This is a genomic window from Mucilaginibacter rivuli (assembly GCF_019391655.1).
GTDB lineage: Bacteria > Bacteroidota > Bacteroidia > Sphingobacteriales > Sphingobacteriaceae > Mucilaginibacter > Mucilaginibacter rivuli.
The window spans coordinates 848,314-861,258 of sequence record NZ_JAHXPQ010000001.1 but is presented as its reverse complement, the minus strand read 5'-3'; the positions used below and the strand labels follow the sequence as shown (position 1 = coordinate 861,258).

Genomic DNA, 12,945 nt, shown 5'->3' with positions numbered 1-12,945 from the left:
CTGATTAAATTGCAGTTGGTGTTGTACCGGCTGCAGTAGGTATAGCTGTTCTGCCTTTAATTCTGCCGGTTTTCATTAAACCATCATAGTGACGCATTAACAAGTGGCTTTCTATCTGTTGTAAGGTATCTAAAACTACACCTACTAAGATGATAAGCGATGTGCCGCCAAAGAAACGCGCAAACTGGCTATCTACCTGGAATATAGCTGCTATAGCCGGAATAATGGCTATGATAGCTAAGAATATAGATCCCGGTAAGGTTATTTTAGAAATTACACCGTCAATAAAATCGGCAGTTGCTTTACCTGGTTTAACACCCGGTATAAAGCCACCATTCTTTTTCATATCATCGGCCATTTGGTTAGGGTTAACCGTAATAGCTGTATAGAAATATGTAAAGATGATGATCAGCACGGCGAACAATAAATTGTGACCCCATGACTGATAATCCGACAAAGCGATAACTACACTGTTAGAACCCGCTGATTTAAAGAACTGCGGTATAGTAGCCGGTATAAACATCAACGCTTGCGCAAAGATGATAGGCATTACACCTGCAGCATTTACCTTTAAAGGTATGTACTGGCGCACGCCACCATATTGTTTATTACCCACAATACGCTTAGCGTACTGTACAGCAATTTTACGGGTACCTTGAACGATCAGGATAGTGAACATAACAACAGCTATAAGCGCTACTATCTCAACTATAAAGATGAACAAACCACCTGTACCATTTACACGGCCCATAAATTCTTTAGCTAAAGCACCGGGTAACTGGGCAATAATACCCACCATGATTATGAGTGATATACCGTTACCAATACCTTTATCAGTGATCTTCTCGCCTAACCACATTACAAATAATGTACCTGCAGTTAACACAAACACTGTTAAAATGGTAAACATTGGTTCAGCAATAAGTGGCGCCGCACTTACCTGCGATTTTACGTAACCAATAGCTTGCAAAGCGGTGATACCTATAGTTAGGTAACGGGTCCACTGGTTAAGCTTGGTACGGCCGCTTTCGCCTTCCTTTTGCAGTTTAGTAAAATATGGCACAGCAATACCCAATAATTGCACCACAATGGATGCCGAAATATAAGGCATTACACCTAACGCAAAAATAGAACCCCGGGAAAAAGATCCCCCGGCGAACATATTTAGCATACCCATTAAGCCTTCTTTACCCCTTTGAGAGTCAAGAGATGCCGGGTTGATACCTGGCAATACGATGAACGAACCTATACGGTATATTAAAAGAAATAAGAATGTGTTTGTTATACGCACTCTTAAATCTTCAATTTTCCAGATATTGGATAAAGTTGTGAAAAATTTCTTCATTGAAATTTATAACTTAACGATTGAACCACCTGCTGCTTCAATAGCTTTTTGTGCAGTGGCCGAAAATGCATGTGCTGTAACTTCTAATTTAGCTTTTAACTCGCCACGACCTAATACTTTTACCAAATCGTTTCTTGATACTAAACCATGTTCTTTTAGTATATCAAAATTGATAGTAGTAACATTGTACTGATCAGCTAAACCTTGTAGCGCATCTAAGTTTACACTTACATACTCAACACGGTTAGGGTTTTTAAAGCCAACCTTAGGTACACGACGCTGTAATGGCATTTGTCCGCCTTCAAAACCAATTTTGGTTGAAGTACCCGAACGTGAGCCCGCACCTTTATGACCACGGGTTGAAGTGCCGCCACGGCCCGAACCGGTACCACGGCCTATTCTTTTCCTATTTTTAGTAGAACCTTCTGCAGGTTTCAGATTACTTAAATTCATAATATTAAATGCTTTCTACTGCTACCAAATGATTAACTTTTCTTACCATACCGATGATAGCTGCATTAGCCTCAACTTCTACGCTGTGGTTTATTCTTTTTAAACCTAAAGCTTCGATGGTTTTTTTCTGGCGCTCACTTCTATCGATCACGCTTTTAATCTGAGTTATTTTGATTTTTGCCATGACTGATTATCCGTTAAATACTTTACCTAAACTAATTCCACGTTGTTGAGCTACAGTGTAAGCATCGCGCAGTTGCGATAATGCAGATACAGTTGCTTTAACCACGTTGTGCGGGTTTGATGATCCTTTAGATTTTGCCAGTACGTTATGTACACCGGCACTTTCTAACACGGCACGCATCGCACCACCGGCTATAACACCGGTACCGTTTGCAGCAGGTTTCAAGAAAATGAAACCACCGCTAAACTTGCCTATTTGCTCGTGAGGTATAGTTCCGTTTAAAATAGGAACTTTTACCAGGTTCTTTTTAGCATCGTCAATACCTTTAGCAATTGCTTCGGTAACCTCTTTGGCTTTACCCAAACCGAAACCTACAATACCATTCTCATCGCCTACTACCACAATGGCACTGAAGCTGAAAGTACGGCCACCTTTGGTTACTTTGGCTACACGTTGGATGCTAACCAAACGGTCTTTTAATTCGATCTCGCTTGATTTTACTCTTTTTATATTAATAGTTGACATCTCTCTGTTGTATTAAAAAATTAAACCACCTTCACGTGCACCTTCAGCCAATGATTTAACACGGCCATGATACAAGTAACCATTTCTGTCGAAAACAACTTGTTTTATTCCAGCTGCAATAGCTTTCTCGGCAACCATTTTACCAACCGCTACCGATTGATCTGATTTGCTGCCTGTTGTTGCAAACTCTTTTGATAAAGATGAAGCCGAAACTAATGTTTTACCGGTAACATCATCTATAACCTGAGCATAAATTCCTTTATTGCTTCTGTACACCGACAGGCGCGGACGCTCTGAAGAACCTGAAAGACGTTTTCTGATCCCTCTTTTAATTCTATCCCTTCTTGATAATTTAGCTGCCATGTCGATTATTTTTTAGATGCTGATTTACCTGCTTTTCTTCTCAATACTTCGCCAACAAACTTGATACCTTTACCTTTATATGGCTCTGGTGCACGTAACGAACGTATTTTTGCCGCAACCTGACCGATCAACTGTTTGTCTATCGATTCAAGGATGATGGTTGGGTTTTTACCCTTTTCAGCAGTGGTTGTAACTTTAATTTCTTCTGGTAATTGAAATACATAGTGGTGAGAGAAACCCAACACTAAATCTAACGTGTTACCTGTGTTTGTTGCACGGTAACCTACACCTACCAACTCTTGCTCAAGTTTGTAGCCTGTTGTTACTCCAACAACCATATTATTTAACAATGCACGGTATAAGCCGTGTAAAGCTTTGTGACGTTTTTGTTCAGACGGGCGTTGTACAACGATCTGTCCTTCTTCCTGGGCTATTGTGATATCGCTATCAACGGCCTGAGTTAATTGTCCTTTAGGGCCTTTTACTGTTACTGTATTATCATCAGCTACAGAAACGGTAACGCCTGCCGGGATCGCTATTGGTGCTTTTCCTACTCTTGACATTTTAAATTTCTCCTATTGATTAATAAACGTAACATAAAACCTCACCGCCAATATTTTGCTGACGAGCTTCTTTATCGGTCATTACACCTTTCGAAGTTGACAATATAGCGATACCTAAACCATTTAATACTCGTGGCAAGTTAGCCGTGCCTGCATATTTCCTCAAACCTGGTTTGCTAATACGCGCAATGCTGCGGATAGCCGGAATTTTAGTGATCGGGTGGTATTTCAAAGCAACTTTGATAGTGCCTTGCGGACCATTTTCCTCAAATTTAAAATTCGCGATGTAACCTTTTTCAAAAAGCACTTTCGTGATCTCTTTCTTCAGGTTTGATGCAGGAATTTCAACAACCCTGTGGTTGGCTTTAATAGCATTCCTTACTCGTGTAAGATAATCTGCAATTGGATCTGTATTCATTATTGTTGTTTATGATGGTGGTATCCTTAGACCTGCCATCGGTTAATTATAATTTCGAAATTCGGATTTCCGATTTCGGATTGATACTTGCTATAAAATATCAAATTCCGAAATTAAAATTTCGAAATCCGATATCGTTATATTACCAGCTCGCTTTCTTTACTCCCGGTATTTTACCAGCCAAAGCCATTTCGCGGAATGTTACACGCGAAATGCCAAATTGGCGCATGTAACCACGAGGGCGACCGGTTAATTTACAACGGTTGTGTAATTTTACCGGAGACGATGCTTTTGGCAATTTGTCTAATCCGATGAAATCACCAGCGGCTTTAAGGGCTGCTCTTTTTTCAGCATATTTAGCTACTAACTTAGCGCGTTTTACTTCACGTGCTTTTACACCTTCTTTAGCCATTAGTTGTTGTTATTTTGATTTTTAAATGGTAAACCAAATTGCTTAAGCAATTCTAACGCTTCAACATCATTATCTGCCGAAGTTACAAAAGTAATATCCATACCCATGATCTTGTTGATCTTGTCAATGTTGATCTCAGGGAATATGATCTGCTCAGTAATACCTAAAGTATAGTTACCACGGCCGTCAAATCCTTTATCGTTAATGCCTTTGAAATCACGGATACGTGGCAAAGCAACTGCAATTAAACGATCTAAAAACTCATACATTGTATTATCACGTAAAGTAACACGTACACCTACCGGCATATTTTTACGCAATTTAAAGTTTGAGATATCTTTTTTAGATTTTGATGCTACCGCTTGCTGACCGGTAATTGTAGTAAGCTCGTTAATAGCTACTTCAATTAACTTTTTATCAGTAGTTGCTGCACCAACACCCTGGTTGATAGCAATTTTTTCAAGTTTTGGAACCTGCATTACGCTTTTGTACTGAAATTTATCTTTCAGTGCGGTGCGGATCTCGTCCTTGTATTTCGATTTTAATCTTGGTACGTAAGTCATTACTTAATTTCCTCCCCTGATATTTTTGCTACCCTAACTAATTTGCCTGCATCATTCAATTTACGTCCAACGCGGGTTGTTTTTCCTGATTTAGGATCTATCAAAGCTACGTTAGAGATGTGCAAAGCAGCTTCTTGTTTTATGATACCGCCATTAGGGCTGGTAGCATTTGGTTTGGTATGCTTTGATACCATATTAGCGCCTTCAACAATTACACGGCTGGTAGCTGTGATAACTTCTAATACTTTTCCTTGCGAGCCTTTTGAATCGCCGGCAATTACCTTTACCAGGTCGCCTTTGCGGATCTTCAATTTTACTTGCTTATTATTCTTTCTTTCCATGTTACAATACCTCCGGTGCTAATGATACAATTTTCATGAATTGTTTTTCACGCAACTCTCTTGCAACAGGTCCAAAAATACGTGTGCCTCTCGGCTCATCCTGGTTGTTTAACAAAACTGCTGCGTTGTCGTCAAAACGAATGTAAGAACCATCTTTACGGCGGATCTCTTTTTTCGTGCGAACAACTACGGCTTTTGACACTGTACCTTTTTTAATGTTGCCTGATGGCAAAGCACTTTTAACGGTAACAACTATCTTATCACCAATTGAGGCATATCTTTTGCCTGTACCGCCTAACACACGGATAACTAAAACTTCTTTAGCTCCGCTGTTGTCGGCAACGTTTAGTCTCGATTCCTGTTGTACCATCTTATTTAGCCCTTTCTAAAACTGTAACTAATCTCCAATTCTTGCTCTTGCTCAACGGGCGGGTTTCCATAATTAATACGGTATCGCCAATACCACAGGTATTAGTTTCGTCGTGAGCCATAAACTTGGTAGTCTTTTTTACGAACTTACCATAGATAGGGTGCTTCACCTTACGTTCAACTGCTACAACTATGGATTTCTCCATTTTGTTGCTTACTACCAGTCCGGTACGTGTTTTTCTTAAATTTCTTTCCATTTCGACTCTAAAAATTAATTCTTTTCAGAAGCAGAAGCCGCTTTGCGCTTTGTCAATTCAGTATTTAAACGAGCAACGTCTTTCCTTACTTTGGTAATGCGGGTTGGGTTTTCTATTGCTGAAACTGCGTGAGCAAATTTCAGTTTTGTTAGATTAGCCGCTTCCTCGCTTATCCTTGCGGTAAGTTCTTCGGTTGTTAGCTCTAAAATTTCTGAGTTCTTCATTTTCTTGTTAATTATTCGTTAATAATGCACTTTGCGTTATCTACTCTATAAGAGGCAAAGCACAACTGTTAAACAGTTTCTTTCTATTCTTCTACGTAATCCCTACGTGTAATAAATCTTGTTTGTACCGGTAATTTACCTGCAGCAAGGCGTAAAGCCTCTTTAGCAACTTCCAGAGGTACACCTTCTGCTTCGAAGATAACCCTACCCGGGCGTACTACTGCTACCCAGTATTCAGGAGCACCTTTACCTTTACCCATACGTACCTCTGCTGGTTTTTTAGTAACCGGCTTATCAGGGAATATACGTATCCATACCTGGCCTTCACGTTTCATGAAACGTGTTACAGCGATACGGGCAGCCTCGATCTGACGGCTGGTGATCCAGGCGGCTTCGAGTGATTTTATTCCGAAAGAACCGAATGATAGTTCAGCACCACGAGTGGCTAAACCTTTCATTCTGCCTTTTTGCATCTTCCTGAACTTCGTTCTTTTTGGCTGTAGCATTGTCTTTAATTCTTATTTAAACGTTGTCTCTCGACTTGATTTCTGTTATTATCTCTTTCCTGCCGGACGGTTACCACCACCCTGGCCTCCACGGTTACCACCCTGGCCCGGTCCACCGGGACGGTTGCCACCTGCACCTGGTCCACCACGACGGTCGCCACCTGGTCCACCACGACGATCACCGCCTGGTCCACCTCTTCTGTCGCCACCACGATCACCAAATGCTGCTGCACCTTCAGGGCGTCCGCCTTTACCGCTTGCGCTGCTTGTACCGCCAATGTTTGGAGATAAATCGCGTTTGCCGTAAACTTCGCCTTTACAGATCCATACTTTAATACCTATTTTACCATAAGTAGTTAAAGCTTCGCCTAAAGCGTAATCAATATCAGCACGGAAAGTGTGCAAAGGAATTCTTCCTTCTTTGTATTGCTCAGAGCGTGCCATCTCAGCGCCACCTAAACGGCCTGATGTCATGATCTTGATACCTTCGGCACCCATTCTCATGGTTGAAGCTATCGAAGTTTTCATTGCACGACGGAATGAGATACGAGCCTCAAGTTGTTTTGCTATGCCTTCTGCTACTAATTGTGCATCAAGCTCAGGGCGTTTAATTTCGAAGATATTGATCTGAACGTCCTTTTTAGTCAGTTTTTTCAACTCTTCTTTAATTTTATCAACTTCGGCGCCACCTTTACCGATCACGATACCCGGACGGGCAGTGTGAATGGTTACAGTGATACGTTTTAACGTACGCTCAATAACTACCTTTGATACGCCGCCTTTAGCGATACGTGCTGCCAGGTATTTGCGGATTTTTTCGTCTTCAACTAACTTGTCGGCATATTTGTTACCACCAAACCAGTTAGAATCCCAACCTCTGATGATCCCTAACCTATTACCTATTGGATGTGCTTTCTGTCCCATTTCAAATTAATTGTTATCGTTTTTACTATCCACAACTAAGTGTACGTGGTTTGAGCGTTTACGGATACGGTATCCTCTGCCTTGTGGAGCCGGGCGCAATCTTTTCAATTGACGGCCACCACCTACAGAGATTTCTTTTACAAATAAACCGCTATCTTCAACACGTTTACCTTCGTTTTTAGCTTCCCAGTTTTTAATTGCCGATAAAAGCAATTTTTCAACACGGATAGCCGCTTCTTTGTTGGTGTATTTTAATATATACAAAGCTTTCTCTACCTTTTCGCCGCGGATCAAATCCACTACCAAACGCATTTTGCGTGGCGATGTAGGGCAGTTTTGTAATTTAGCGATAGAAGCGCCGCCTACCACAGCTTTTGCTGCTTCTTTCTGCTGCCTGATCAATACAGACTTTTTGATTTTAGTTGTTGCTTCCATGCCTTATTTTTTCTTTTCTGCGTGACCACGGAAAGTACGGGTTGGAGCAAACTCGCCCAACTTGTGTCCTACCATGTTTTCTGTTACATACACAGGGATAAACTTGTTACCGTTGTGTACAGCAAATGTATGACCAACGAAATCTGGTGATATCATTGAGCGGCGTGACCACGTTTTTACTACTGATTTTTTTGCCGTATCATTCAAGGTAAGAACTTTTCTTTCCAGGTTATGATCAATATACGGTCCTTTTCTAATTGAACGTGCCATTATTTCTTCCTTCTTTCAATGATATAACGATCAGATGTTTTCTTCTTGTCGCGGGTTTTGTAGCCTTTAGCTAATAAACCTTTGCGTGAGCGTGGGTGACCACCAGATGCACGGCCCTCGCCACCACCCATAGGGTGATCTACCGGGTTCATGGCTACACCACGAACTCTTGGACGACGACCTAACCAACGTTTACGGCCTGCTTTACCCAACACTTCGTTTGCTTTATCTCCGTTTGAAACGGTACCGATAGTTGCCAAACAGGTTGACAGTATCATACGGGTTTCGCCTGAAGGCAATTTGATGATAGCGTATTTGCCATCGCGTGCTGAAAGCTGGGCGTAAGTACCTGCCGAACGGGCAATTGTACCACCCTGGCCAGGGTTCAACTCAATGTTATGAATGATAGAACCTAATGGGATACTTTTTAATGGTAAAGTATTTCCAACCTCAGGAGCAACACTCTCGCCTGATAATACTACCTGGCCAACTGTTAATCCTTCCGGAGCTATCATGTATCTTTTCTCACCATCAACAAAGTGTAATAATGCGATACGCGCTGAACGGTTCGGATCATACTCAATTGTTGCTACAGTAGCCGGGATATCAAACTTGTTACGTTTGAAATCAATTAACCTGTATGATTTTTTGTGACCACCGCCAATGTAGCGCATTGTCATTTTACCATCGTGGTTACGACCACCCGATCTTTTGTGAGATACCACCAACGTTTTTTCAGGAACGTTTGTTGTGATATCCGAGTTATCGGCACCTACCCTGAAACGGGTACCCGGGGTTACCGGTTTAAATCTTTTAACTGCCATCTCTATATTGTGCTATAAAAGTCAATAGTTTCACCATCTTTAATTGTGATGATCGCTTTTTTATACTTTGCTGCGCGGCCCGATACCGGTCCGGCTTTAGTATTGCGGCTCTTCAACTTTCCAACGTAGCGCATGGTGTTTACTGCAACTACATTTATACCATACATGGTCTCAATTGCTCCTTTGATCTGGATCTTGTTGGCACGCGGGTCAACAATAAAAGCGTAGCGGTTAAGCTTCTCGGTTAATTGAGATACCTTCTCTGTAAGTAGGGGTTTTCTTAATACTTCCATAATTACTTAGCTAATGCTTCCTCCAAAGTTTTAACAGAACCGGTAGTTAATAACAGCTTGCCTGCGTTCAACACATCATATGTGCTTAACTGATCGGCTGTAATTACTTTCGCTTTTTTCAGATTCCTGCTTGATAAATAAATATTGTCATTTGCTGCCGGCAATACTAACAGAGTTTTTTCATCTGATAAGTTAAGAGCGGCTACAAAAGCGATGTAGCTTTTAGTTTTAACGGCTTCAAAGTTGAAGTCTTCAACAACTACTACATTGTTATCTTGTGCTTTATATGATAATGCTGATTTACGGGCAAGTGATTTCAACTTTTTGTTCAGCTTAAAGCTATAGTCGCGTGGTTGCGGACCAAATACACGGCCACCACCATTAAACAAAGGAGATTTAACACTACCTGCACGCGCACCGCCTGTACCTTTTTGTTTGTACAATTTACGGGTTGAACCTGCAATTTCATTACGTTGTTTTGACTTGTGAGTTCCCTGGCGCTGATTAGCTAAATATTGCTTAACGTCCAAATAAATTGCGTGATCGTTGGGCTCAATACCAAATACCGACTCAGGTAGATGCAAACTTGCACCTGTTTCTTTCCCTGATACATTTAATACTTTAACTTCCATCTTATTTATCCACAATTACAAATGAACCCTTAGCTCCTGGGATGGAACCCTTAACAACTATTAAATTTTGCTCCGGATACACTTTAACTACCTGAAGGTTTTGAACCTTAACACGGCTGTTACCAGTTTGACCTGCCATACGCATACCTTTAAATACGCGAGATGGCCATGATGAAGCTCCTAATGAACCTGGCGCTCTTAAACGATTGTGCTGACCGTGAGTTTGCATACCCACACCGGCAAAACCATGGCGTTTAACAACACCTTGAAAACCTTTTCCTTTAGAGGTTCCTACCACATCAACATAATCACCTGTTGCAAAAATTTCTACAGTAACAGTGTCACCCAGAGATTTTTCGTCTTCAAAAGATTTGAATTCGACAAGTTTACGTTTTGGAGTAGTACCGGCTTTTTGGAAATGGCCTTTCATTGGGCCCGAAGTGTTTTTTTCCTTCTTTTCACCATACGCTAACTGAACAGCAGCGTAGCCGTCTGTATCCACAGACTTCACATGTGTTACTACACATGGTCCAGCTTCGATCACAGTACATGGGATATTTTTCCCTGCCTCGTCGAATATGCTGGTCATACCTACTTTTTTACCAATTATTCCTGACATTTTCTTATTTAGTTTTTGCCCATCGAAGCAGTAGGGCTTCGTTCAAGGCATTTTATTTCCCCTTAAGGGACGGCAAAGATAGGGAACTTATATTAATTATCAAATACTTAGTGAGTTATTTTTGCAAATAATTGTTGGGTAAGAAAAGGGCTATTCCCTGATGTTTTATTTACAAATAGAAAGCGAAAGGCTATTTAAGCCAAAGAAGATAACTTCCTGGTACTAAATAAACGCAAATAATTCAATATAGAAGCTATTTGCATGTACAACAACAAGTTACAATAATTAAATAACTACTCCATCAACCTCCTGATCAGCTCGGCACTTTGCTGTTTGCCTTGCTCCAGCCTGTCGCCGAAGAAATCCTTCACCTGGTTAAAATGTTCTTTATAACCTTTCATATCGCCATAACCGATAATGGATGACCACTCGCGCACGGCTGAGTGAAACTCCAGATCATCGCCACGGATGGTTTTATCGTACAAGGCAGCTTCTATGGATTCTTCAAGCAACTCTTCGTTTTTAAACAGGTATTCCGCAATACCTAAACGTAAACGGAAAGGCGGTGTTTGGCAGATAAGATTATCATAAGGGTTTACACCTAAGTGGTACCAGGCATCGACCATGCTGAGCAAACTTAAGTGCGAGTTTGGTTTGCGTAATTCGGCCTTTCCCGATAAGGAGAACTCGCGCATTACGGCATCGTTTAATAGTATAGGTTTGCGGCTTTCGTGAAAAACAAAGTCGCGTGCTTTATAAATGCGCTCCCTAAATTCTTTCGCTTCTTCCTTTATCATCAGCTTAAACAATTCCGACTCGGATACCGCGTAGCGTTTTACCTGTTGGCGCGCGTATGGGTTTAAAATTGCTAAACCAGCATACACGTGCGCCTTATAACTAAATATGCGCAGCGTGGTTAATATCTTTACATTATCAATACCACCTATATAACTGGCATTCTCCCAGGGAAAAAAGCCGGCTTCTTTCCAGGCGGTGCCCATACTTTCAAAACCTACGTGGGTAACGGCTTGAGTATCGGCAACAATTTTATCATGCTCATGGTAATCGGCTATCTCCACAATATCCGAACCTATCGCTAAAAACAGATCCATCATCTGTTGGTACACCTTTGCATTGCTGCGATGCGGAATGATAGCGAGTTTTTGCTTATCCGGCTCAAAGCCCGGACCATGCAGGGCATGAATAGTTACAATGAATACGTTAGCCGGAAGGTATTTCTCAAAAGCTTCTATCTCGGGATGTTTTACCGATGTTTGCCCCGCAACGATAGTTCCGGGCCGTGCGGATGCTCCGTATTGCGCTACTACCTTGCCTATCGTTTCGGCTTCTACCGAGTAAATGATCAGATCGGCTTTGGCGGATACCTCGTGGCCATCATCATATATATGGATACCCAAGGGTTCAAGCTCGTCAACCAGTTTATTTTTGCTGGCAGGCAAATCGCAACCAAATACTGTATAGCCAACTTTGGCAAAGGCCTTAGCATATAAACGGCCCATATCGCCCAAACCAATTATCCCGATATTCATGCCGCTAATATAGCCACAGGGTCCGATATTTGTTGATACATTTGTATTTGGTTTTTTATATTAATTTTTACCTTTAGCAAATTGCCAATCTGTAATACCTATGAATAAGATACCGGGCCTCACCTTAACTATAGCTTTCGCTTTACTTTTTACAAACAACTTAAGCTATAGTCAGGATAGTACAAAAGCAGCCAAGCCTGTTGTTGTACAAAAGAAATACATACCGCCTGCAGTAAAACCGGCTGTACAGGTACCTGCACAGCAAGCACCTGCAACTACCCAACAACTACCTGCGGTTACAGCACCGGCTGTTGTTGACCATAGCCTACGCGGCCAGTTTGCCGAGCTGCTTAAAAAAACATATTACTACCAGCAGGCACCGTTAATTGCATACAACAAAGCCATAACCGATTCGCTCAATACCGAAAAGCGTAAGTTTAACGAAGCTCAAAAAAGGTTGGCGCTGCAAAACAAAACCATTACCGAACTGCAGGGAAACATCACCACTAAAGATCAAAGCCTTACCGAATCGCAAAGTAAACTTAATGAGGTTAGCTTTTTAGGAATAGGCATGCCCAAAACCACCTACAATATTATTATGTGGGGGTTGGTATTGATATTGGGTGGCGCGTTGGCCACGGTGATCTACATGTCGGGCAGTAACCGCAATGAGGCTGCGTACCGCATTAAGTTGTACGAAGAGCTTGACGAGGAGTTTAAGGCCTACAAGGCCAAAGCCAACGATAAGGAAAAGAAACTTGCCCGCGAACTGCAAACCGAACGCAATAAGGTGGATGAGTTAATGGGGAAGAAATAGAAAGATTAGAATCAAGAGGCAAGATATTTAAACATCCTCAACAAAAAAGTGCCGCTCT

The 12,945-nt window shown here is 41.5% G+C and carries 23 protein-coding genes; 1 reads left to right on the top strand and 22 read right to left on the bottom strand.

The window, feature by feature from the left end:
- Nucleotides 1-4 precede the first annotated feature (4 nt).
- From secY to KXQ82_RS03715, 22 genes are all read right to left on the bottom strand, one after another.
- Complete coding sequence (gene secY, locus KXQ82_RS03820) at nt 5-1,345, bottom strand: preprotein translocase subunit SecY (RefSeq protein WP_219486808.1); 1,341 nt, start codon at nt 1,343-1,345, stop codon at nt 5-7.
- Between the two features lie 6 nt (nt 1,346-1,351).
- Nucleotides 1,352-1,798 (bottom strand): 50S ribosomal protein L15, encoded by a 447-nt coding sequence (rplO, locus tag KXQ82_RS03815; protein WP_219486807.1) that lies wholly within the window; start codon nt 1,796-1,798, stop codon nt 1,352-1,354.
- A 4-nt stretch (nt 1,799-1,802) separates the two neighbouring features.
- Complete coding sequence (gene rpmD / locus KXQ82_RS03810; RefSeq protein WP_219486806.1) at nt 1,803-1,982, bottom strand: 50S ribosomal protein L30; 180 nt, start codon at nt 1,980-1,982, stop codon at nt 1,803-1,805.
- A gap of 6 nt (nt 1,983-1,988) precedes the next feature.
- The gene (gene rpsE, locus KXQ82_RS03805; protein WP_219486805.1) at nt 1,989-2,507 is read right to left on the bottom strand and encodes a 30S ribosomal protein S5; all 519 of its coding nucleotides are present in this window, start codon (nt 2,505-2,507) and stop codon (nt 1,989-1,991) included.
- 12 nt (nt 2,508-2,519) lie between these two features.
- Nucleotides 2,520-2,870, bottom strand: coding sequence for a 50S ribosomal protein L18 (gene rplR, locus KXQ82_RS03800; protein ID WP_219486804.1), 351 nt, complete (start codon nt 2,868-2,870; stop codon nt 2,520-2,522).
- A gap of 5 nt (nt 2,871-2,875) precedes the next feature.
- Nucleotides 2,876-3,433 (bottom strand): 50S ribosomal protein L6, encoded by a 558-nt coding sequence (rplF, locus tag KXQ82_RS03795; RefSeq protein WP_219486803.1) that lies wholly within the window; start codon nt 3,431-3,433, stop codon nt 2,876-2,878.
- Between the two features lie 19 nt (nt 3,434-3,452).
- Nucleotides 3,453-3,851: a 30S ribosomal protein S8 gene (gene rpsH / locus KXQ82_RS03790; RefSeq protein WP_219486802.1), complete on the bottom strand. Its 399-nt coding sequence runs from the start codon at nt 3,849-3,851 to the stop codon at nt 3,453-3,455.
- 142 nt (nt 3,852-3,993) lie between these two features.
- Complete coding sequence (gene rpsN / locus KXQ82_RS03785; protein WP_219486801.1) at nt 3,994-4,263, bottom strand: 30S ribosomal protein S14; 270 nt, start codon at nt 4,261-4,263, stop codon at nt 3,994-3,996.
- A complete protein-coding gene (gene rplE / locus KXQ82_RS03780; protein WP_219486800.1) occupies nt 4,263-4,826 on the bottom strand; it encodes a 50S ribosomal protein L5 in 564 nt (187 codons plus the stop codon). Before rplE ends, rpsN begins: the two co-directional genes overlap by 1 nt.
- Nucleotides 4,826-5,167 (bottom strand): 50S ribosomal protein L24, encoded by a 342-nt coding sequence (gene rplX, locus KXQ82_RS03775; protein ID WP_304610802.1) that lies wholly within the window; start codon nt 5,165-5,167, stop codon nt 4,826-4,828. The genes rplE and rplX overlap by 1 nt, the downstream gene beginning before the upstream one ends.
- A gap of 1 nt (nt 5,168) precedes the next feature.
- Nucleotides 5,169-5,537 (bottom strand): 50S ribosomal protein L14, encoded by a 369-nt coding sequence (gene rplN / locus KXQ82_RS03770; RefSeq protein ID WP_066006038.1) that lies wholly within the window; start codon nt 5,535-5,537, stop codon nt 5,169-5,171.
- 1 nt (nt 5,538) lies between these two features.
- Nucleotides 5,539-5,793, bottom strand: coding sequence for a 30S ribosomal protein S17 (rpsQ, locus tag KXQ82_RS03765; protein ID WP_219486799.1), 255 nt, complete (start codon nt 5,791-5,793; stop codon nt 5,539-5,541).
- 14 nt (nt 5,794-5,807) lie between these two features.
- Nucleotides 5,808-6,017 carry a 50S ribosomal protein L29 gene (gene rpmC, locus KXQ82_RS03760; RefSeq protein ID WP_219486798.1) on the bottom strand — a complete coding sequence of 70 codons (210 nt, stop codon included), beginning with the start codon at nt 6,015-6,017 and terminating at the stop codon, nt 5,808-5,810.
- Between the two features lie 83 nt (nt 6,018-6,100).
- Complete coding sequence (gene rplP / locus KXQ82_RS03755) at nt 6,101-6,523, bottom strand: 50S ribosomal protein L16 (protein WP_219486797.1); 423 nt, start codon at nt 6,521-6,523, stop codon at nt 6,101-6,103.
- Nucleotides 6,524-6,571: 48 nt separating this feature from the next.
- Nucleotides 6,572-7,447, bottom strand: a complete 876-nt coding sequence (gene rpsC, locus KXQ82_RS03750; RefSeq protein ID WP_219486796.1) for a 30S ribosomal protein S3 — start codon at nt 7,445-7,447, stop codon at nt 6,572-6,574.
- 6 nt (nt 7,448-7,453) lie between these two features.
- The gene (rplV, locus tag KXQ82_RS03745; protein WP_219486795.1) at nt 7,454-7,882 is read right to left on the bottom strand and encodes a 50S ribosomal protein L22; all 429 of its coding nucleotides are present in this window, start codon (nt 7,880-7,882) and stop codon (nt 7,454-7,456) included.
- Nucleotides 7,883-7,885: 3 nt separating this feature from the next.
- The gene (rpsS, locus tag KXQ82_RS03740; RefSeq protein WP_219486794.1) at nt 7,886-8,152 is read right to left on the bottom strand and encodes a 30S ribosomal protein S19; all 267 of its coding nucleotides are present in this window, start codon (nt 8,150-8,152) and stop codon (nt 7,886-7,888) included.
- Nucleotides 8,152-8,976, bottom strand: a complete 825-nt coding sequence (gene rplB, locus KXQ82_RS03735) for a 50S ribosomal protein L2 (protein ID WP_219486793.1) — start codon at nt 8,974-8,976, stop codon at nt 8,152-8,154. Before rplB ends, rpsS begins: the two co-directional genes overlap by 1 nt.
- 2 nt (nt 8,977-8,978) lie before the next feature.
- On the bottom strand, nt 8,979-9,269 hold the full coding sequence (gene rplW / locus KXQ82_RS03730) for a 50S ribosomal protein L23 (RefSeq protein WP_219486792.1): 291 nt from the start codon (nt 9,267-9,269) through the stop codon (nt 8,979-8,981).
- A 2-nt stretch (nt 9,270-9,271) separates the two neighbouring features.
- A complete protein-coding gene (rplD, locus tag KXQ82_RS03725) occupies nt 9,272-9,901 on the bottom strand; it encodes a 50S ribosomal protein L4 (RefSeq protein WP_219486791.1) in 630 nt (209 codons plus the stop codon).
- A gap of 1 nt (nt 9,902) precedes the next feature.
- Nucleotides 9,903-10,520, bottom strand: coding sequence for a 50S ribosomal protein L3 (gene rplC / locus KXQ82_RS03720; RefSeq protein ID WP_219486790.1), 618 nt, complete (start codon nt 10,518-10,520; stop codon nt 9,903-9,905).
- A gap of 293 nt (nt 10,521-10,813) precedes the next feature.
- Nucleotides 10,814-12,070, bottom strand: coding sequence for a prephenate dehydrogenase (locus KXQ82_RS03715; protein WP_219486789.1), 1,257 nt, complete (start codon nt 12,068-12,070; stop codon nt 10,814-10,816).
- Nucleotides 12,071-12,170: 100 nt separating this feature from the next.
- Here KXQ82_RS03715 and KXQ82_RS03710 point away from each other — a divergent pair, with 100 nt between their 5' ends.
- Nucleotides 12,171-12,887 (top strand): hypothetical protein, encoded by a 717-nt coding sequence (locus tag KXQ82_RS03710; RefSeq protein WP_219486788.1) that lies wholly within the window; start codon nt 12,171-12,173, stop codon nt 12,885-12,887.
- Nucleotides 12,888-12,945: the final 58 nt, after the last annotated feature.